The sequence below is a fragment of the Pelagibius litoralis genome (assembly GCF_011683915.1).
Classification (GTDB): domain Bacteria; phylum Pseudomonadota; class Alphaproteobacteria; order Kiloniellales; family Kiloniellaceae; genus Pelagibius; species Pelagibius litoralis.
Window position 1 is genome coordinate 11,647 of record NZ_JAAQPH010000031.1, and the last position, 20,040, is coordinate 31,686.

Annotated in this window: 13 protein-coding genes; 3 read left to right on the forward strand and 10 right to left on the reverse strand. The window is 57.2% G+C overall.

All coding sequences use genetic code 11. The annotated features are described in order from the left end of the window. Complete coding sequence (locus HBA54_RS25935; protein WP_167230681.1) at positions 1–4,101, forward strand: NACHT domain-containing protein; 4,101 nt, start codon at positions 1–3, stop codon at positions 4,099–4,101. Positions 4,102–4,306: 205 nt separating this feature from the next. On the opposite strand, the gene HBA54_RS25940 is transcribed toward HBA54_RS25935, so the two are convergent. From HBA54_RS25940 to HBA54_RS25965, 6 genes are all read right to left on the reverse strand, one after another. Next, positions 4,307–6,397 carry a DUF3363 domain-containing protein gene (locus tag HBA54_RS25940; protein WP_322096124.1) on the reverse strand — a complete coding sequence of 697 codons (2,091 nt, stop codon included), beginning with the start codon at positions 6,395–6,397 and terminating at the stop codon, positions 4,307–4,309. Between the two features lie 1,282 nt (positions 6,398–7,679). Next, the gene (locus HBA54_RS25945) at positions 7,680–9,533 is read right to left on the reverse strand and encodes an ATP-binding protein (protein WP_167230684.1); all 1,854 of its coding nucleotides are present in this window, start codon (positions 9,531–9,533) and stop codon (positions 7,680–7,682) included. 24 nt (positions 9,534–9,557) lie between these two features. Further along, positions 9,558–10,931 carry a hypothetical protein gene (locus tag HBA54_RS25950; protein WP_167230687.1) on the reverse strand — a complete coding sequence of 458 codons (1,374 nt, stop codon included), beginning with the start codon at positions 10,929–10,931 and terminating at the stop codon, positions 9,558–9,560. Then, a complete protein-coding gene (locus tag HBA54_RS29320) occupies positions 10,931–11,656 on the reverse strand; it encodes an ImmA/IrrE family metallo-endopeptidase (RefSeq protein WP_240932916.1) in 726 nt (241 codons plus the stop codon). Before HBA54_RS29320 ends, HBA54_RS25950 begins: the two co-directional genes overlap by 1 nt. Before the next feature lie 351 nt (positions 11,657–12,007). Continuing rightward, a complete protein-coding gene (locus HBA54_RS25960; RefSeq protein ID WP_167230693.1) occupies positions 12,008–12,598 on the reverse strand; it encodes a hypothetical protein in 591 nt (196 codons plus the stop codon). Between the two features lie 11 nt (positions 12,599–12,609). Then, a complete protein-coding gene (locus HBA54_RS25965) occupies positions 12,610–13,599 on the reverse strand; it encodes a DNA-methyltransferase (protein WP_167230696.1) in 990 nt (329 codons plus the stop codon). Positions 13,600–14,018: 419 nt separating this feature from the next. On the opposite strand from HBA54_RS25965, the gene HBA54_RS25970 reads away from it, so the two are divergent. Both HBA54_RS25970 and HBA54_RS25975 read left to right on the forward strand, forming a co-directional pair. Then, positions 14,019–14,534 (forward strand): KwaA family protein, encoded by a 516-nt coding sequence (locus HBA54_RS25970; protein ID WP_167230699.1) that lies wholly within the window; start codon positions 14,019–14,021, stop codon positions 14,532–14,534. Positions 14,535–14,554: 20 nt separating this feature from the next. After that, positions 14,555–15,541: a Kiwa anti-phage protein KwaB-like domain-containing protein gene (locus tag HBA54_RS25975; RefSeq protein WP_167230702.1), complete on the forward strand. Its 987-nt coding sequence runs from the start codon at positions 14,555–14,557 to the stop codon at positions 15,539–15,541. Between the two features lie 468 nt (positions 15,542–16,009). Here HBA54_RS25975 and HBA54_RS25980 read toward each other — a convergent pair whose 3' ends face one another. The 4 genes from HBA54_RS25980 to HBA54_RS25995 are packed head-to-tail and all read right to left on the reverse strand — an operon-like array spanning position 16,010 to position 20,040. Further along, positions 16,010–16,720, reverse strand: a complete 711-nt coding sequence (locus HBA54_RS25980; protein WP_167230705.1) for an AroM family protein — start codon at positions 16,718–16,720, stop codon at positions 16,010–16,012. Continuing rightward, positions 16,713–18,134 carry an amidase gene (locus HBA54_RS25985; protein WP_167230708.1) on the reverse strand — a complete coding sequence of 474 codons (1,422 nt, stop codon included), beginning with the start codon at positions 18,132–18,134 and terminating at the stop codon, positions 16,713–16,715. The genes HBA54_RS25980 and HBA54_RS25985 overlap by 8 nt, the downstream gene beginning before the upstream one ends. Continuing rightward, positions 18,134–19,078: a LysR family transcriptional regulator gene (locus HBA54_RS25990; protein WP_167230711.1), complete on the reverse strand. Its 945-nt coding sequence runs from the start codon at positions 19,076–19,078 to the stop codon at positions 18,134–18,136. The genes HBA54_RS25985 and HBA54_RS25990 overlap by 1 nt, the downstream gene beginning before the upstream one ends. After that, positions 19,075–20,040 carry an ABC transporter ATP-binding protein gene (locus HBA54_RS25995; RefSeq protein ID WP_205944928.1) on the reverse strand — a complete coding sequence of 322 codons (966 nt, stop codon included), beginning with the start codon at positions 20,038–20,040 and terminating at the stop codon, positions 19,075–19,077. Before HBA54_RS25995 ends, HBA54_RS25990 begins: the two co-directional genes overlap by 4 nt.

A 20,040-nucleotide genomic window follows, 5' to 3' on the forward strand; every position in this document is an offset into this window, starting at 1 on the left:
ATGCCAGCACTGAACTGGGATACCTTCGCGAATCTGCCGGGTAGCGCCGAGAAGAACTTCGAGCTGCTCTGCAGAGGCCTCGTTCGCCACAATTATGGTAGCTACGGTGTCCTTCGCGCCCTCGCGAACCAGCCAGGAGTCGAGTTTCATCTGAAGTTAGACCGGCATTGTGACGCCCTGGGTGGCCCGGAACGTTGGTGGGGGTGGCAATGCAAATGGTACGACCTGCCGGAAAGCGGCACGCTGGGATCGAGGAGGCGGTCCAAGATTGTGGACGGCATTCGCAAGACAGAGGTTCATGTTCCTGGGGTCACGGACTGGGTGCTCTGGACTCGTCGCCCACTGACCAGCGGCGATCAGACGTGGTTCTATGGATTGTCGTCGAAGATGTCTTTGCACCTCTGGACCGCGGACGATATCGATAATCTCCTGGTCGGCCAGGCAAACGTGTTCCGCGGAACCTACTTCGGTGATCTGGTACTGACGCCGGACTTGTTGCGGGAACGACGCGAGCAGTCAGTCGCTTCGATTCGCGCGAGATGGCAGCCGGAAGTCCATCAAGTCGTAGACGCTGAACGTGACCTCCGACGCATGCTTGGGGAGTCAGACTCGTGGAATTCTCTCCGTGAGCTGGCCGCGGACTTGCGCTCAGCTGTGACAGCGGCGGAGTCGGCACCACAGGTGCCGGCCGCACTCGCGCCCATCGTGTCGCATGGAGTCGATACAGCAAGGCTCTTCGCTGATGGACTCGAGCGTGTTGCCGACGCGATTCGCGATGGAGACATTGACCTGTTACGAGATGAGCTCAGCTCGCAGCCGCGCAAACTGGCTGATGAAGTGGCCACGGCCCCTCGGCGACTGCGTTCAGGGAATCATCAAGCCGGGCTCTATGTGACGAACGCGATTGGCGGATGTCTTGAGACTCTGGACCTGTTCTCGGCAGTTGATGACGCCTTCTCGTCCCGCGTCGTCGCATTGGCCGCCTCGGCCGGCTGTGGCAAGACGCATCTTGCCGCCCAGCTGACAGCAGCTACAGACGGACGGCCGGACGGAATACTCCTGCATGGCCGGGACCTGCACGCGACACATAAGCTCGACGACCTTGCGCGGCAAGTGACGATCGCGGGTCAGCCCGTTCAAACCATGGAGCTCTTGCTCGCGGCTGTGGATGCCGCTGGTCAGCGCGCTCGCCACCGGGTGCCGGTGGTCATCGACGGACTCAACGAGTCGGAAGATCCACGGACATGGAAGCCGCAGCTCGCTGCGCTGGAGACGGTCCTTGCGAAGTATCCGTACGTCCTGCTGGTCTGCACCATTCGGCCAGAATTCCAAGAAGAAGCTCTTCCCGCCGCAACTCGGCGCGTAGAGATCGCTGACTACGGTGTGGATGTAGAAGACGCAATTCAGCTCCACTTTCGACATTGGAAGATTGACGCGACCGACGCCTCGCTACCCGGTTTCCTTCGCCACCCGTTGACCCTGAGGCTCTTCTGCGAGGTGAGTAACCCGACGCGTCATAAGATGGTTGGCATCGACGCGATGCCGGGATCACTGACCGCGTTGTTCGATCGCTATCTCGATCAAGTCGGCGACCGAGTCGCAGAACTCGCTCCTCGAGCACAGCGTTACTACGCGCAAGACGTTCGGTCGGCGCTTACTACCATTGCGCAGTCCCTGTGGACATCGCGCACTCGTTCAATGGAGCTGTCTGAATTGCGCCACGCTCTGGGAGACGAGGGGCGCCCCTGGGACCAAAGTCTCGTGCGAGCCTTAGAGTATGAAGGCGTCTTGCTCCGCATGCCGTCGGACGGCGGCGGCGCGTACATGCCTGTGTACGACCGCCTGGGAGGGCATATCATCGCCAACGCTTTGCTCGCAAGCTACGGGCAGGCAGCCTTCGAGGCCTGGGTTCGTGAGGCGTCCACGATAGAACTTTTAGCCGGCGACTATGATAAACGACATCCGCTTGGCGAGGATATCCTGTATTCGCTTGTCGGGCAGGTCCCTCGACGCTTCTCCTCGAAGCAGCTGTGGCAGCTGGTTGACGAACCGCTCCGCTCTCCAGCCCTGCGATTCGCTGCGAAGCTCGAGGCGGCTTGCTTGGACGCGGCAACGGTCAACGAATTGCTCAACCGCGTACGAGGAGGAGACGCAAGGTTGCTTGAGCAACTCTGGGAAGTGCGAGGAGCGGCGAATCACCCACTGAACGCGGAAGCACTGGACGGAGTGCTTCGGCCGATCGGAGTGGCGATCCGAGACCTTGCTTGGACGGAGTGGGTGCGCAGAAACCAAGACAAGATACTTCGAGACCTGGAGCACCTCTCGCGACGTTGGAGAAACAGGGTAGCGCGGCCAGGCGATGTGCTTCGTGCTCGCTGGATCATGTGGACGCTCACGAGCACGGTTCGACGGTTGCGGGACCAGGCGACGAGCGCACTCTATTGGTTCGGTCGGGTCGATCCAGGAGGCCTTTTCGGCCTGACTGTCGACTCCCTGACCGTGAACGATGCCTATGTGGGCGAGCGCATGCTCGCCGCCTCGTACGGCGTCGTGATGAGTCACCAACACGCAGACGCGGATTTCGCGGTCTTCTTGAAGCCGTTTCTCGGACAGCTCGCATCCGCGCTTGTCGGAGTTGCGGCAAGCGCGCCCACGCATCACTATCTCGCGCGACTCTACGTGCGCGGCATTGCCGCGTTCGCCGCGAAATTCTACGGGTCCACTCTGCCGCACGCATTGCGTGGCACATGGGTATTCGCGACGCCTGACCCCGTCCAGCCTCTCTCAAAAGACGATGCGAGATCCGACGAAGCAGGGCGAACGCTCCACATGGACTTCGAGAACTACACGCTGGGGAGGTTGTTTGACGATCGCCGAAACTACGACATGGACCATGCGGGGCATCAAGCTGCCGTGGCTCATGTGCGCGGCGTTGTGTGGGTCCTCGGATGGCGAGCAGCGAGCTTCCAGGAGCTCGACAGTAGGATCATGGAAGATGGCTATCGCGGAGGGCGTGGCGAGCGGCCACTCGCCGAACGCTACGGCAAGAAGTACGGCTGGATCGGGTTCTACACGTACGCCGGACTACTCGAGGAGCGAGGCGAGTTTCCTCGCGAAAACCATGAGTTTTCCGACGTGGACATTGACCCGTCGTTCCCTGAAGGTCCGCCTATAGATGGAAGCGCCTCGGTTCCAGTGGCCTGGCTGTCGCCGACCGTTGAGAGTCATGAGAGTTGGATACGAGAGAACACCACGTCGGTACCCCGCAGCCTCCTTCGTCGGGATCTGATCGGTGGCCACCGTGGGCCGTGGGTGGTCGTCCACGGCTTCGTTAAGGCTGAGGACAGGGTTCTCGGGCGAGAAGTATGGGCATTCATCTCTGCGTTGGTAACACCGAAGGAGAGCGTCGCGCGACTAGTTGCTGCGCTGAACGCCGGAGAGCGGCCTTGGGTGTCTCGTCACGTTCCGAGCGACTATTACACGTTCTCTGGCGAGATCCCTTGGCACCCACACTTTGCCTCCGGGGCACTCGCCGAGAACGCGTACTGTGAGAGCGTGCGGAACCGCGCGGGCGCAGTCGAGATGGAGGTGCTCGCGCACAGCTACGCGTGGGAGAGCTACCACAACGAAATGAACCGCGCGGGAAGCACGCTGGTGCCGTCTCAGCCCTTCTCGCATCGGTTCGACCTCCGCAGCGCCGCGCAATCCTTCGACCATTTCCTGCCTGACGGGGGCCGAGCCACGATCACGCTCAGTGGTGTCGATGGCCTCGAAGGAGACGTGCTCTACATCCACGAGGACCTACTTCGGCAGTACTTAGACGACCGCACCATCATCTGGTTTGCGTTCGGTGAGCGGGAGCTGCGACCCTATCCACCATCACCGCCGCAATGGCTCGTGGATGCTCAAGAGCAACAGGCAAGTACGTGGTGCGAGGTACTGACAGAGGCAGACCTCAAACAGAATGGAAAGCCATCGCGAAAGAAGAAGGCAGCCAAGCGGCAGCCGGGAAAGACGAGCACAGCGAAGAAGCGGTCCGCCAAGAAGGCCCGGAAGCAGGTTGCATCCAAGGGTGCAAAACGGGCCGGAAGGAAGCCGTGACCACGCCGTTCGGCAAGTGCCAGTAGAGATGGCCGCTAACCACCGGTTGCAGCGGACGGTCCGCTACGCGGCCCGCCACTGAACCGGAGCGCTAGCTGCGTTTAAACGACCGCTTTGGGGCACGGACTCCGGTGCGGTGGAGTTCTGCTTCTGGCCGGACCTCAGACCTAGGCGCCGATATTATCGGGGGGACACAGCACGCACCCTACATCCCGATACCGGGCCCGCGCTTGCGGCCCAGTTCCCAAGAGATGCCGCTGCCTCGGACAAAGCCGCTGACCTGCCGGCCCAGCGTCTTCTCGATGACCGGCCGCCAGGGGACGAGCGTGAACTCCTTAGAGCGCTCCACCAGCGCATATTTGCCGCTGACCAGCTGCACGGACTGCCGATAGGTGCCGCTGATGCGATCGCCGCTCTCGGCCATGCGGAAATTCAAGCCTTGCTGCTGAGCCAGTTTCTTGCCCGTTTCCTCCACTTCGCGTCGAGCCAGAGTGGCGAGCATGTCACGGCGGGTGACGAACCCCGCGTCGGTCTCGCCGGCCAGCCCCTGTGCGATAAGCCATTGCCGGCGTCGAGCGAGCGCGTCGCTAGCCTCTCGACCAAAGCCGCTGCCCCGGAGCGGGACCGGAGCGTCGGCGACCAGCTCGCGGTCAAGCCAGGTGGCGGCGTTCGCTGTCACCTGGGCGTCAAGATCGATGAGTGATAGCACCTGGACACCAAGCTGCTTGCTGCGCCCTGTGTCGTAGTCCCGTGCGCGGTCCTCGAAGTCCTGGGGGATGCACCAATTGCCATCGTCCAGGCGCTCGACGATGCCGGCCCGGCGCAACGCCTCCAACCGGCGCACATGGGCCTGGACGTAACCTTCGTAATTCCCGTCCGGCAGCCGCATGCTGTCGCGGGCGGCTAGGAGATGCATTGCCGGCTCGTAGAGGCCGCCGTTGTCGTGGGCCAGTTCGGCGATATTGCGGTCGGCGGGGCGGGCAGGGGCCTCGGCGCGGCCGATCTGGACAATGCTGCCGACCGCGATCTCGTCGCCGGCCGCCTCGCTCGCCTCGGCGTAGTGGACCCGGCCGTCCGCGCCGTCTATGACGAGGTGCAGCCGCCCGGTCAACTCGTCGCTTGCCAAACCCTTGCCGGCCACCCTGCCGACGGTGGGCGGCTGCCTGTCCACGCCCCTATGGATCACATAGCCCTGGGAGTCGCGCGCGAGACCCTGTCCGGTCATGGCCCGGTGCATGGTCTTGATGATATCGCCGCGCTCGCCCAGCTCCCGCAGCGTCTTCTCCAGGCGGCCGGAGAGGGACCAGCGCGCCGGGGCTTCTTCGCGGGCGAGACCCATGCGCTCCAGCCGCTTGAGACGGCTGATCAGAAGGGCGCGGTTGGCCCGCCCGAGATAGGACTGTTCCGCGCCGATCCGGAGATCGACGAGGCCCTGGTCGTTGACCTCCTGAAGGATGGCCCGGTCGAGCCGGGTGAAGCGGTCTTGTTCCACCTCCCGGCCGAGCTTCTGCCGCACCTCCCATTCGCTCTGTGGGCCAAGCTCCAGGGTGGCTATCTCGCTCGCCCGGTGGCGGATGCCATGGGCGATGTAGTCGCCCGCGATATTGAGGATCTTCCCATCGTCGGTCATGCCCCGGATCACGACATGGGAATGGGGGTGGCCGGTGTTGTGATGATCGACCGCGACCCAATCGAGCTGGGTATCGAGGTCGCGCTCCATCTGTTCCATGAGCTGACGGGTGAAGTCCCGGAGGTCGCCAAGTTCGGTCCCGTCCTCCGGCGCGACGATCAGGCGGAACTGATGGCGGTCGTCCTGGCCCCGGCCGAGGAAGGCCGCGCCGTCCGCGCGGTCCAGATTTGCCGAGTAGAGCCGGCAGCCTTCGCCGTCCAAGGTCACACCGTCGCGTTGCAGATACCGGAGGTGGGCATAGGCCGCCTGGCTCTTGCCGCCGTGCAGCTTCACGACACGGGCTTTGACGATGACGCGGCGCGCCCGGAACCGCATGCCGCCCTCGGGCCGGCTCCAGCCGCTCTGGCGCGGGAAGGTGGCGACGATCCTGGCACCCCGGCCGCGCGCGTTGAAACGGCCGGTCCTTGACGTGCCCTTGGCGAGGCCGATGCGGCGCGGGTCACCGCCGGCCCGGGTGACCTCCCGTGTCATCCGCTGCAAGAAGGAGACCGGCTTGCGTCGGTAACCGCCGCTGCGGGCGCGGGGACGGCCCAGGCGGGGCTCGAAGCGCTTGTCGTCGTCGCGTGCCATGGCTTTGCATATCAGCCTCGGGCAACGCGGAGACAAGTGGCACCAAGGCTCGAAGCTGGAAACGTGATCTAACCCAAGAGCTTGCGGAGATGCGAGCGAAAATCATGGTGCCGTGGATATTTCGATGGCGCCAAAATGGCGTTAGAAAAACAGTGTGCAGACAATCACTTAGCACTCATGGAGTGCTGCGAACGGCGTTCGCTTTATCTTGCCCTCTTAAATGTATCCGCTTTACCAACTCTCTTCGATGAAGTCTTTGCTGTTCTCATATCCACCCCCCTTTTCGCTGATCCGTTTCCACATCATCAAGGCTTGGCGGTCCAGGCACTACTTCGTGCCGACCTGGTGCTAGCAGAAACTGTCTTCAGAGAGCAGCAAAGGCCCTAACACTGACGTCGTATTTAGAAGCGTTTTCGCCTCTGGCGCCGGCAAGAAAATCGCGCTCATTTCCTCCCGTAAATCCCGTCATGGGATGCCTGCATGACACTGGAGTTGATCAAAACCCTGCGCTCAGCCTGCTCCTTCCGTCATCAGAATCTAGCCAATATCACGCTTTCGTCGACTCATTCTCTGGCCGTAAGAATCGGAAATTTGCTCCGTCGATCTGCATCCGATGAAGGATGACCGCGAGCACTCGGACCATCGTAACGACGGCTCTGTTGCGGCCTACACGGCGCTGAATCGACATACCTGAGCCACTGGGACCGACCTTTGGCACACGACAGAGAGCCAAACTGGCGGCCTTGAAAAGCTGCATTCGGACCTCCGGATGAAAGCGTTTTCGACTGCATTTTATGTCAAACGCAGTCTCGCAGCATCGTGTCTAGTAGCGATATTATGACCCGGCATTCGCTTCAGAATCATGGCCACTCGCCGGTCGACTCGTTCTTGATCACTCAGGTTTTTAGAGGCCGCGGGAGATCACTTTCCGATCCAACAGGACGCAACGTCAATTCCCATTGTTCGCACGAGATGCTGCGTCTTTGCAGGGTTCCAAAACCAAGAGTCCCTGCTACTTGTCGTACCTCTGCATCTTGCCCTATAGCTCCGCTAGGCCGCAAACTCGGTCAAAGTGCAGCTGACGACTGTTCTATCTTGAGAAAAGCTAGAAGCTCAACAAAGTCGGCGACTGATCGCTCCTTGGCCATGTTCTAGATTTCGAATCAGCTTGGTATCCGTCTTCGGGCGTGTCGATCTTCGGCCGCAAGCTGAACTATAGCAATTCGTCGGATCGCAGCAGTTTGGAGTTTCGAGTCTTTTGATCTTGGATCGTTGGGCCTGCGCTGTTTTTGTATTTGTCTGAATCCGCAACTTCGTCTCAGTCGACCATTCGGAGTTGACAAGGTGATGGATCAATCGTCGTCATTGTCGGGCGTGAGAGGTGCATGAACGAACACAGAGCTTGGCCTGGGGCAAGGTTTGGCACCGACTTCCATGTTGCATCGTTCACACCCGGAACTACCTTCCGTAGGCGTTGCAGCACGCCAGTGTCAGTGAGTTTATGTAGGATCCAATTGTTTACCAAACCCAGGACTTCGTCTGGTAGATGGCTAGGAAGCTGTGTTATGAAGACGAGGCCTAAGTAACGCTTGCGTCCACGGCGCGCGATGCGCGCCACCTGATCAAAAAGATTGGGCATCTGCTTGATCCTTTGGGCCGATAAGAATTCGTGCGCCTCCTCGATGAAAATGTTGATCCGAGTTAGCGGCGTCGGCTTCTTGGACTCTCTCAAGGCAAGCTCGCGCTCTGTGTAGAGTTCATCCTGTCGAATCTGTAGGGTCCGCAGCAATTGTGCGATCACCAAGTTGCGGAGATACGGAGCATCCATGTCACTAAGATCAATGACTGCGATCTGCCCCGGGATGATAAGTTCGCCTGAATTGATGCGATCCTGATCGTTTTGGGAGAAAACCTCGGCTTTTTTCATTCGCCAGAGACGTTTGGCAATCGCCATCCAAGAGAATTTGTTTGTCTCAATGTCACGCTTTTGAATTACCTCCACCAACCTCTTTTCATGCCCTTTGAATCCTCTCGAGCGCCCCTCGAAGCTGTCGAGCGACTTATTGATTTTCGCGATTGCCGCACTAACTGTGTCGATCATCATCTCGATGGTCATGCGTGGCCAACCACGATCGAGTTCATCGATTTCTAGTGCTAGGTTTTGTTCTTGCTCGTTCGCTGGAAAGATTCGTTCGGCTTCCATCGTCACCCGGCAGATCTCGTAGGCGTCAATCAGCCGTCGCTCCTGGGCATCGTTTAAACTGAGAATTTCGGACAGCACGTTTGGTGAAAGTTCATCAAACGCAATCTTGAACTGGCGGATGTTCGCATGTTTAGGATTGGCTGGAGTCCGACCTGCGAGTACAAACAGGCGAGTGTTGTCGGCGCCCTTTGCCCGAAGCTCTCGCTTTTTTAGTGCGGCGAGCATCTGCTGATTCTCGGTCGGTTTCTCCATCGTGGTGTATTCGCCCTCAATATCGAAGATGACAACAGCGTTTCCGGCATCTGCAAGATTCATGATTGTCCCAGAAACCGTCGTGCTCTTGCCTCCGCCGGTCGTACCAAGAATAGCCATGTGGCTGAAGAGCACTGACTTCTTCGCTGCCGGCATTTTGATAGGTAGGGAACTGATGCCGTCCAAGAGCCCCAGACGAACGGGCTTCTCGTTTGCAGGGATGTCAAGGCCAAGCACTTCTTTGATCTCATTTTCGGTAAGAAGGAAAACAGGGCTGTTCGGGCAGGGGCGGCGCAATGGAGGGATGAGTTGGCTGTCGACGCGCTCCCCGAAAACCTCAACCTGTGCAATGCCGTGATACTTTGGCGTCAAGACAGCCCCATGGGCCGCCGCGACCACAAGGGTGGGAGCGGTGGCGCCAAGCGCATCGGGCTCAGCGAAAGGCCCCGAGGCGACAACGCCAAGATATTCCGCCTCGACTTCGCCGGTCCGAGGATGGATGCTTGGGATTCTGACAAAAGCTTCACGGGCGACCGCTCCAATCTGATGTTCCGGCACAAGTACGGTGACATTGCCATCCTCGGAACCAGGGCGATCGAACATAGTACGTGCACATGAACCGATATAGGGTTCCGGCTCCTGATATGGGCCACCGTTGTCTGTACCAGTGCGCTCAAGGCGATTGGCGGCGGTGGAAATCTTCTCTGTTGAACTCATAGCAGTCTCCTGTATCAAGCGGCGTCAGGCCCGCGTCTTACGTTCATCGAGAAAACGGAAGGGGGAACCGCTGCGGGCTAGGCTGGCATGGACCTGGGCCGAAAGGCTGCCGGGCTCAAACATGCCTTTGCAGGTGCGGTCGGCGATATCGATCAGGTTTGGAAAGCCGCGCGCCTCTTGTAAAACGCTGTCCGCCATCACGATCTGCGCAGCCTCGTGAACATGATCCTCGTGGGCGTAAAAGACGCGGCCTGGGCATAGTGCGGATGCCCGGAATACTCCGAGAACCACCTTCGAGCCTGCATCCTCCTGAAAGCTACGGACCGCTTGGTACAGGCCAGATTTCTTGTAGTGCGGGCGCTCGTAACTGCTGCCAGCAATATAGCCTTCGATGATATCTTTCGTATTGCGCAGGATGGCATACTGCAACGGTAGGAGCGCATTGGCGATGGTGACGATAGCCTGATCACTAACCGTGCTCGGCACAAAGATGAACCTCTGGTGTTCAAGAAGAAGTTGCCGAAGTATTTCTAAGCTCGCAAATGCCATCTCGTTCCGACCTGAGCCGACGATCAACTCATGCGGCATCGGTCCTCCGTGTCCCATGCGCCATGGGCACTGTGAGCGCTCCACTAGCATGGCACGCTCGGCATAAATCATTAGGGCACGGCACAGCATGTCGCTGATATTCATCGGCCGACCATCGTCGCCAAAGTCTTGTTTGGCCACCTCCCGCTTCTTTCGGCGGGCGCGACGGGAAAGGAAATCCAGAACCTCGTCCTCGGGGTTTTCGTTCTTTCGCAATATGTCGTGGCGGTAGAGCCTATGCCCGATACAGCCGCCATCCCCGGTACCTTGATAGGACGTAAGGCAAATACCAATCTGGACTACGGATACGGGAAGGGTACTAACTGCGACGCGCGTGCCGTCGCAAGCCTCTACAAGTCCATTGAAGAGGACGTTGCTTAGTGCCCGAGTGAGGATGTCGGGAGTGAGAGTGTAGATGCCGCTCTCACGGGAGGCGTCTGGCGCAGATGGAAGACCTGCCTCCAATGCCTTTAGTACTCTAGGCGCCATATCATCCTCGAAGCGCGCTGCTGTTTCAACCTCACGCTCAAGACGAGCAGCGAGCAGGTTCATCCGCTCCCCAGAGGTCCAGGTATCGAGGTCTAGGGCTGCCTTAAATTCGGTCTCAAGAGACTCGGACTCCAATTGATCCTCGGGTCCAAAAGCCTCCTCTCTCTCGGCATCGCGGCGACTTGCCGCGAATCCCGCGGGCTCCTCAGCTTCGGTACCAACGCCCTCATCTTCGTCGTCGGATGAGCTTAAAGCATCCTTGACTTTGTCCAGTCCCATAATGACCTCCGATTCACTCAAATCATTTTTCGAGCGGGCCATCAGGACTTCGACTCCATTATTTTCCCAAACAGCGCGGTTACACCAGAAGACGTTCTTGTTGGCTGGATCATGGTGGCCAGCCGCGCAGCTGCAATTGCTGGTAGGCCGAAGTGGCGCCGTATGGAATCGGCAGAAGGATCACTCATAGATCGAACTTCGCGCCAAGGCGCGAGGAGTTCGATAGCCAAGTCATCCGCTTCATCCTCCATAGCGGCAACCCGTCCGGCTAGGTGAAGCTGACGACGATCCATGGCATGCCGGAACGGCTCAATGGGTACGTCACGTAGTGCCGCCGAGAGCTTCTCCCCATGTGTTGATGAGCGGGTGCGGTCGAGGACAGCTAAAATTTGGGGTCCGAAAGCAGCTACAGCGTCCTTCCGTGGTTTGAGGTAGTGGAGCAGCAGGTGTGCTACTTCGTGAGCGATGGTCAGCCGCTGCTCGTCTTCGGGATCGTTCTTGTTCACCAATACTAGGGCGGCTCCCGCATCAGCGAAGAGGCAACCATGAAGCGCGCGTGGGGTACTCTCGACCCACGGATCTGCCCCGATACGGTTGAGTACCTCGCAGATGGTGCTCGATGTGAGTCCTGGCACACGTAGAATTGCAACCGGCAGTGCCCGGCCAACTGCGCGTTCTATGTCCACCGGATTGCCAAAGAGGGAGCGGCCTCCTATTTGCCGCCAAAAAGTATCCGCTAGATCCACACTCTGCGAGCGGGCCGTCATTCATCCTCGTCCTGGTCTCGGGCAGCGATGAGGCGTCCAGTGTGAGAGGTACTTGACTTATGAGCCATCCTAAACCGCTCGACAGCCTCCGCAGCTCTCAAGAACTTAACCAATTGATCCAAGTCTATAGCAAGGTCCTTGGCTATTTCGGAAACGTCCTCGATCCAGCGTCCTGAGCGCGGGCGTAGGCACAAAGCAAGCTCGTTCAGAACTCTATCGGAAACGGCGAGGTCTAACGCAGCATCCCCATCGAACGCTTGGCACCATTCCTCGATCAGAGAGGCGATCAATGGGGCAGGCCCACGGATTGCACGGCGGGCAGCGCGGGCAATAGCCTTATCGGCAGGAGATCTAGAGTTCATCTCGCAACCTCCTCATCCTCAAAAGGATACGATCTTTAGTCTGTTTCACGATCTTTTCGATATCTGGAGCATCTGGATCGAGCCCAAGAGCCTTCGCGAATGCCGAAGTTTTCTTTTCATCGTTGAGGATGAGGCTAAGGACCCTTACCTCGATGTCATTCGTAGCAAGCTTGTTTCCGTAAAGTTTCATAATGTGTCGGGCGTCTATTGCGTCTTCACCTCTAAATACATCTTTCGAGCGAGAGGCCCAGAACTCGACATCGGTTCGAACGTTTTTGGCAAGAAGTGCGCCCCGGTTAGTGCGTGTGCGCAAAAGATCTATGGCGTCAGCGTTCACGATCCGACAAAGGTAGGACCAAAGGGAACTCTTGTCAGTGTCACACTTCGCTGGTTCGGCCGAGTAGATTAGAATCGCATCAGTGGCAAGGTCATGCCGATCTTCGGGTGATAAGCTTGGGAACTTGCGAGCGAGGAAGCCCTCCAGTGGGTCGAGAGCAGCGAGAAAGAGATCGCGAGACGCTGTGCGGCTTCCGGCGCACATTCGCTGATGGACCGTGTCAAGACGTTCCTTGAGGTCCATGGGACACACCTTTACCGGGTCTCTGGCTGTGCGATAAGACGCTGCTGGGCCAACTTGCAGTAGCTCGGATTGAGTTCAATGCCTATTGATGGAAGCCCTCGGGCGGCCGCAACGGCTAGGGTCGTGCCCGATCCAGTGTACGGATCAAGGACGATACCTTTCTTGGGACACCCTGCCGCTAGGCATCGATTGACCAGCGCCTCGGGAAAGGGCGCGGCATGTCGATACTTCCGTGGTGCATTAGGCGCGGGAATGTCCCAAACGTCTTCTTGGCCATCAAGCCCTTGCCGATCGAAATAATATTTGCCGGTTTTTGACAGGATAAAGATCGTTTCAGTAGTAGTCCAAGGTCGGTCTCTTACGCTCGGCTCCGCTAGGGGCTTCGGTTTGCGCCAAATGACGGACGACCGAAGCACCCAGCCGTCGGCTTGAAGGGCGAGGGCGACGCGCCACGGTACGCCGAGGAGGGACTTCCTTGGCAAACCGAAGCCCGGCCGATCGACCGCTCGATATTTTTGCCGGGCAACGCCCCGCCAAATTTGTTTTGGATCGCCGCCTCGGGGCTGTCCTCGGCCAGAATAATAGGTGTCGCCGAGTACAACGAAGGCCGTGCCGGTGGGTGTGAGTGTTCGTAGAATCTCGCGGAAGACTTCTGTGAGATCCTCCACATATTTTTCGACGGTCTCTTCTTGGCCAGCTTGGCCATCAATTTCATAGTCACGTTGCCAGTAATAGGGGGGGCTTGTCACCACACAGTCGATTAGATCATCTGGAAAACGTTTTAAGTTCGTGAGTGCGTCACCATTGCCTACGATCCAAGGCACTTGGCCGTCATAGTAGCCGTACTTGGAATTCTCGAGTAAGTCAGGGTTTATTAAACTGAAGTCATCGTTTTTCCGCCCTTTAAGGCTCCTGGGACAAGGCTCGGCATAGGTCTTTGGGGCATTTTGCTCTTGCCGACTAGGCAAAATATCTCCACGAGTATTGACCTGATCTGTCACTTTGCCTCCTGATTACTCACATAGATCATAAATAAATCATAGATTCCGGCCAATTATTGGGGTTTATAGAGATTTGCGCGCTTAATAAAACTAATGATTTCTATCATATTTACTTTCGTATTTAAGTGCGCTACTGGAATCATCTAAGATGACAGTGTGCTTAGGTCCCCAAGAAATAACAACCTCAAATGGCAGATTTTCGGCAGCGCATCAAAGTGTCTGTGTGCTGAGATGGTTTTGAGTGGTTGTTCTGCTCAATGCCTGACTCTGCTTATGGGAGCGACCGCCCGACAGTTGGCGGGAGGATACGACCCTTCTAGAACCAGACATAGCAACATAGCTGATCTACTATAAATTGGGACCCGATTAAGACAGTGCTGGCTGGTCAGCCAATTTTCAAGAAGGGCGTTGGCAATCGAATGAGCGGCTTCTCGAAGTCCATCTTGTTCCTCAGTTCCTACGCACCGCTGTTCGCCATCCTGGCGATCAAGTACTACCCAGTCGATTGCCAAGTCTCTTTGTTGGCCGGCATAATGACCGTAGTTTCAATACTGTTGTTCGCCGGGCTCTTTATTGGTTTGAGCAGGACCTCTGCTCCGCAAAGCATCGAGGTTAAGACCGTAGGGCGGCGTGACAGCGAATTACTTTCCTACGCGATCACTTATTTCTTGCCATTCCTCTCTCTCGACCTGAGCAACCGCTACGACCTTGCTGCCTTTCTGCTGCTCTACGCCGTGATATGGCTGACCTACGTCCGTGCGAATGCAGTGCACATCAACCCACTTTTCCACGTCTTGGGATATCGGCTGTTCGAGATTGAAGACAAGCCAAGCGGACGGCTCGTGACCGTCATAACAAAGTCGCCGTTTATTCGCCCAAATGAAGTGATCACCGTAAAGTTGGAGACCAGCCACTCAGTTGGGATCCAGGTTTAGAAGCTGCTGGAGGTAGTCCTATGGCCCGCCACTCTAAGAAGGCAAGGGAACTATTAGCCGAAGTTGCGGCGTTAGACGAACATGTCACCGACGAAGACACTTGCTCTATTTCGCTCTTCGCCCCTACTGGCCCAAGGTCCGGCCCGCCGTTCCGCACTGTCGCGGTCACACCGGATCTCAGCTATAGGCTTCGTGACACGACGCTTGCCTCACTGAAGAAAGCGACAGAGGCTGCTCTCAGTGATCCGGATGGCGTCGGCCCTTACGCCTTCGACGCCCTGCCGGACCATCATATTAGCTACTTGAACGTGGACGAGGCAGACTTCGTTGGTGAGTGGTTAGATGCGATTCCAGCCGCTCTGGAACAACCTGTCTTCGACGGGGATCAAGGCTACCTCAAGAAGATCAAGCACTACACCCTCAAGTTTTCCATCGCTGACAACAAGACCTTTGTCCGGTTCAGGGCTAGAACTCCGGCGATGGCGTTTAAGAAGGGCAGGATTCACGCGATCTTCGAGGCGAACAGATTCACGCATGTGGCACCCAACATCTTGGAGTTCGACGATGTCTCGGACTTGTTGCTCTTTGAGGGCTTCTTGTTCGTCTTGAACGCTACGGGCTTTGACCGTGTCGTGGACTGCGCAGCGAAGATAAAGGAAATCGCCACCGGCTACATGAATGACGTAATGCAGCAAATCGAAGTTGCCAATGCGGATGAGGTCGTAGCAAAGCTTTCTGAAGACGGAGCTTTCTCGAAGAAGGTGTTGAGCATGGAACGGCTAAACATCACCGCCCAAATCACTGGCGCGGACTTGGCGAAGGTGATTGATGATTTTGGGGTGGACATAGGGTACAAACTCGAAGGGGATCGCATCAAACTCATGCTCAATCCAGACGACAGGAGCCAGATGTGGAGGTTCCTCCGTCTCTTGTCACTTGACCATGTCGAGGCAGCGGCCACGAGGGAGAAATTCGTCACCCACGGCGCCAAGCGTCCCGTTGGTTGACGTATCTCGTGGTGGATGCTTTTTGAGTTTTCCCTAAATCAGTGTGCCACAGGGTTCACCTCGGGATGATTCTCAATTTTCCAAGTGACGAGCCTATTGGAAGGCTGTGCCCTTTGATACATCCGCTATCAGATCGGCACGGCAAGCGAATGTCGGTTTCGGTGGTTGCAGGCCCCCGCAACCAAACGTGACAAAGCCACCCTCCGGGTGGCTTTTTTGCGTCCCGGGCGGGGGGCTCAGAACTCGGGCTCTTTTCCCTTGAAAGCTGGAGCTGAGGGCTTGAGAGCAACCTTGGCGCCACCTAAGCGCAAACAAGGTCCAAGAGAGCCAAAGGCGAACGAAAAGAGTGCAGATCCAAATCCTCTCTCTGAAACAAATAGAATGGCTGCGGGCAGCAATGAAGAAGTATCAAATTGCAATGCCGCTTTATCTGCAAGATTGACTGAGCCTGTTGCGTCGAGTCTGTCGCTATCCCTCAATGAGCTCGGCCGCAGTTCTTGCCACGGCTGTAATGGCGAGCACAACCGGGCGGCCTGTAGCTTTGCGGATGATGGTCTTGGTTTCCAGAGTATAGCTGACGCAATCGAGAAGAATGATATCTGGCGGGGTTTCAGCGAAGATGGCAGATGCAGCCTGCGCTTCGATTGCTGTAGCATTCGGCGACAGCGCTACCGCTGTTGTCTTGTATCCTGCAGCTGACCATCGTTTTTCGGTTGCCGGGATCTGAGATTGCAATGGCGAAAGCACGCCCAGATGCCCGCCCGATTGCAGACCATTGACGAAACTACGAATAATCCGTGAGGGCAAAAGGATCGGCCGACTTTCCCACTCCGGAAATGCGCCAGTACAAAGAGCGACGACAGCTCTCGCTCCGGATTGTTCCAAGCAATCCAGTTGGGTAGTTCCATGGCGCACGACTGCGGCTTTTGAAAGTGAAACGCCTTCGCCGTTGGGCAATCGCGTGAAAATGCCAATTTCGCCCTGGCCAGGTGCGAGCTCTGATATATCTTCGCGCTTCAAGCCATCCAGGCATCCGCGTTGTTCTATCTGAATGCCGGGAACAAGTCGGTGAAACTCCTGCTCGACTTCTGGCCGCGGACTTTGTCCGACAACGAGAATGCCAAGTTTCTCTCTGGTCATGGTTGTGTCCGTTCCGTGGTTGCGTTCACTGTCAAACATCAGGATTCATCCGGTAACATTCTGTCGCTTTTTCATAGGAATGCGCGATTTGCAGAAGTTCCCAATCCTTATGCAGGCGCCCTGTGATCATCATGCCGAGCGGCAAGCCGGATGATGAAAACCCGCAGGGTACGGAAATCGAAGGGTGGCCGGTGAAATTGAAGATCGAGGTATTTTTCCAGACTTGTCGGGTGTAACCGTCGGGAAGATCCGATAGGGGCGCTGGAACAAACCGAGACGTCGGCGCGATCAGTACATCAACTTTTGAAAAGAGCGATTCGACCCGGCCTCTGAATCCCTCTCGAAAATGCTGCGCGTTGATATACCTGACCGTTTCCGTCGTCAGTCTGGCTTGCAGTGATCGGCGAACCCGGTCACTGAATTTCTCTGGATGCCTGGCAAGAGCCTCCTCATGAATGGCTGCAGCTTCAACGAATGTCGCCTCAACAGCAGCAAAGGCTTCTTCGAGATCCGGAATATCCATTTCGATGATCGTTGCGCCAAGTTCTTCCATTTTGGCTAGCGCTTCTTCAATCCTGTCCAGGATATCTGGGGCGCATTCGAAAAAGTACCGTCTGATCACAGCAATCTTCGTTCCGCCGAGACCTGGATGTGTGGTTGGCTGAAAAATCATCTCCGGCACATGGACTGAGTAAGGATCAGTTGGATCATGGCCAGCAATGGCTTGCAGTACGATCGCGGCATCTTCCGCAGTTCGGGTCAAAGGGCCGACGTGATCGAGTGACCACGCCAGAGGCTGGACCCCCGCTTTGCTGACAAGCCCGAATGTTGGCTTAAGCCCGACGATGCCGCAACAATGGGCGGGATGTCTGATGGAGCATCCCGTGTCCGTCCCGATAGCGGCAAAAGCAAGACCTGCAGCAACTGCGCTTGCGGAGCCGCTGCTCGACCCACCAGTGTCATGGCCCGCCTTCCATGGATTGTCCACCGCCCCGAAAAAGGGATTCTCGCCGGTGACACCCGAGGCAAGTTCATAAAGGCCCGTTTTGCCCAAAAGAACGGAACCGGCATCCCGCAAACGCTCGACAACCGTCGCGTCGTGGTCTGGAATATGATCTCCATACAGCTGCGAGCCGGACGTTGTCCGAATACCCTGTGTCGCCAAAATGTCTTTGACCGCGACCGGAATACCGTGAAGCGCTCCACGGTCATGCCCCTTGCCGAGTTCCGCGTCGGCTTTGCGGGCCTGTTCGCGTGCAAGATCTGCGGTGACCGTGATGAAGGCATTGAACTTTGTGTTCAGGCGATCAATGCGTGCCAGAATGTATTCGGTCAGGTCTAAGGATGTGACTTCGCCCGACCGCAGCATTCGGCCGATCTCCGAGATCGCTTTGTAATGAAGTTCCAGTGTGTCACTGCAGCCTGCCGATGCTTTCATGCTGGCAGCAGACATCACCGAAGGTCCAATCCATCCGAGAGAATTGCATTTCGTTCCAGAAAGGCAAGAAGTTCGCGTTCTGCATGGGTAAAGTGGCGTTCAGAATCAAGTACCGCGAAGAGATCGACCACCGGATTGGGTTCCGGCAACGGGATCTCCCAGAGATCCGAAGCGTGTTCCCTGGCATGATGGGTCGCCATACAGCCGATTGCCGATGTGTGACGGAGCATATCGATCAGGTCGATGATACTGCTGGTCGTGGCGACCATGGTTTCGCCGATGGAGTGGCGCGCTCTGTAGCGCACGATTTTAGCAAGAGGGCCTGTCAAAGTTTCCCCATCGAATCCGACCGTGTCGGAGGTGGCCAGGATAGCCGGGTCTGGCTGCTCTACCTGGTACGATGGATGCTCAGGTCCGCAGAAAAAGCCGAACTCCTGACCGCTCAATTTGTAAGCCCTCAACTGCGGCGCTGTTTCAAGGCGCGTGCAAAAACCCAAAGACGCCGCCCTTTGCAGCAGCGCGCGAACAACTTCCGAACATTGGGTCGATGTGATGGAAAAAGTAATGGCAGGATGCTGTTTGCGAAATTGTGCGAGTAGAGCGTTCAGGAAACTGACATCGAGATGGCTGGAACGAAAAATGACAATATTGCCGGAAAGAACCTGATCGCTGTGCTCCCCCAAGGCATTCAACCGGACCACGCCGCCATACATTTCAAGGGCTTCGCGATAGACGGTCTCACCGTCGCTGGTGATCGTAAAAACGCGACCTGATCCGCGTTCGACCAATTGAGTTCCCAAACGCTCTTCCAGTCGGCGCAACGCAGCGCTGATCGACGGTTGGGTCACATTCAGCCTTTGTGCTGCGCCGGTGATAGAACGTTCCTGTACGATCACCATGAAAGTGCGAAGCAGGTTCCAATCGAGTTGATTGGCGAGACGATCAAGCTGAAAACTCATGCGCTGGCATGATCGAGCAAATGGCAGCGGGCGCGACTTCTGGCGGTCGCTGTCCAACCGGGGTCATCGACATTGCATTTACCGCCGATGGCATAAGAACAGCGCGGGTGAAACGCGCATCCGGTTGGAAAATCGACCGGACTCGGCAGGTCGCCTTGTAGATGAATACGTCCATTGTTTCGCTCCGCCTGGGGTAACGGAACGGCGCTCAGCAGTGCTTGCGTGTAAGGGTGCTGCGGGTTTGCAAAAACCTGTTCAACAGGTCCCTCCTCGACAACGCCGCCCAGATACATGACCACCACGCGTTGGCACAAAAACCGAACGACGGCGAGGTTGTGTGAGATGAACAGCGAGGTCATACGCGGCCTCTCCGCATGAAGTTCCTTCAGAAACTCCAGGATCTGCGCCTGCACCGATACGTCCAGCGCGCTTGTCGGCTCATCAAGAATGAGCATGTCCGGATCAACCGACAAGGCCCGGGCGATCGCAACTCTTTGCTTCTGACCGCCTGACAATTCATGCGGGTATCGATGCTGGAATTGAAATGGGAGGCCAACCCGTTCGAGCAATCGGCCAACGGTTGTTGAGAGTTCCGCTCCTCTTTGCTTCGAGTGAATACGCAACGGCTCACCAACGATGTCTCGGATTGTCATGCGCGGATTAAGCGAGGAATGCGGATCTTGAAAAATGACCTGCGCCTTGGTCCGGATTGGCTTGAGCTGTCGACGTGTTGCGTTGGTTATGTCCACTCCATCGATTAGAACGCGCCCAGCGGTTGGCTTTATCAAACGAACTGCAGCCTTGCCGACAGTCGATTTTCCCGATCCGCTCTCGCCAACAACACCGACAATCTCGCCGGAATAAAGTGTGAGCGAGATACTGTCGACCGCGCGCACCAAGCCGCCCTTGGTCGGAAAATGGACCTGAAGGTCTTGCAGGTCCAGCATCGGTTTCTCGGTCAT

Bases quoted from the DNA above. Each gene is read 5' to 3' on its own strand.
- HBA54_RS25995 (WP_205944928.1), bottom strand. From the start codon at position 20,040: ATGACCGAGAAACCGATGCTGGACCTGCAAGACCTTCAGGTCCATTTT.
- HBA54_RS25985 (WP_167230708.1), bottom strand. From the start codon at position 18,134: ATGTCTGCTGCCAGCATGAAAGCATCGGCAGGCTGCAGTGACACACTG.
- HBA54_RS25950 (WP_167230687.1), bottom strand. From the start codon at position 10,931: ATGGCCCGCTCGAAAAATGATTTGAGTGAATCGGAGGTCATTATGGGA.
- HBA54_RS29320 (WP_240932916.1), bottom strand. From the start codon at position 11,656: ATGACGGCCCGCTCGCAGAGTGTGGATCTAGCGGATACTTTTTGGCGG.
- HBA54_RS25980 (WP_167230705.1), bottom strand. From the start codon at position 16,720: ATGTTTGACAGTGAACGCAACCACGGAACGGACACAACCATGACCAGA.
- HBA54_RS25970 (WP_167230699.1), top strand. From the start codon at position 14,019: ATGAGCGGCTTCTCGAAGTCCATCTTGTTCCTCAGTTCCTACGCACCG.
- HBA54_RS25935 (WP_167230681.1), top strand. From the start codon at position 1: ATGCCAGCACTGAACTGGGATACCTTCGCGAATCTGCCGGGTAGCGCC.
- HBA54_RS25975 (WP_167230702.1), top strand. From the start codon at position 14,555: ATGGCCCGCCACTCTAAGAAGGCAAGGGAACTATTAGCCGAAGTTGCG.
- HBA54_RS25945 (WP_167230684.1), bottom strand. From the start codon at position 9,533: ATGAGTTCAACAGAGAAGATTTCCACCGCCGCCAATCGCCTTGAGCGC.
- HBA54_RS25960 (WP_167230693.1), bottom strand. From the start codon at position 12,598: ATGGACCTCAAGGAACGTCTTGACACGGTCCATCAGCGAATGTGCGCC.
- HBA54_RS25990 (WP_167230711.1), bottom strand. From the start codon at position 19,078: ATGAGTTTTCAGCTTGATCGTCTCGCCAATCAACTCGATTGGAACCTG.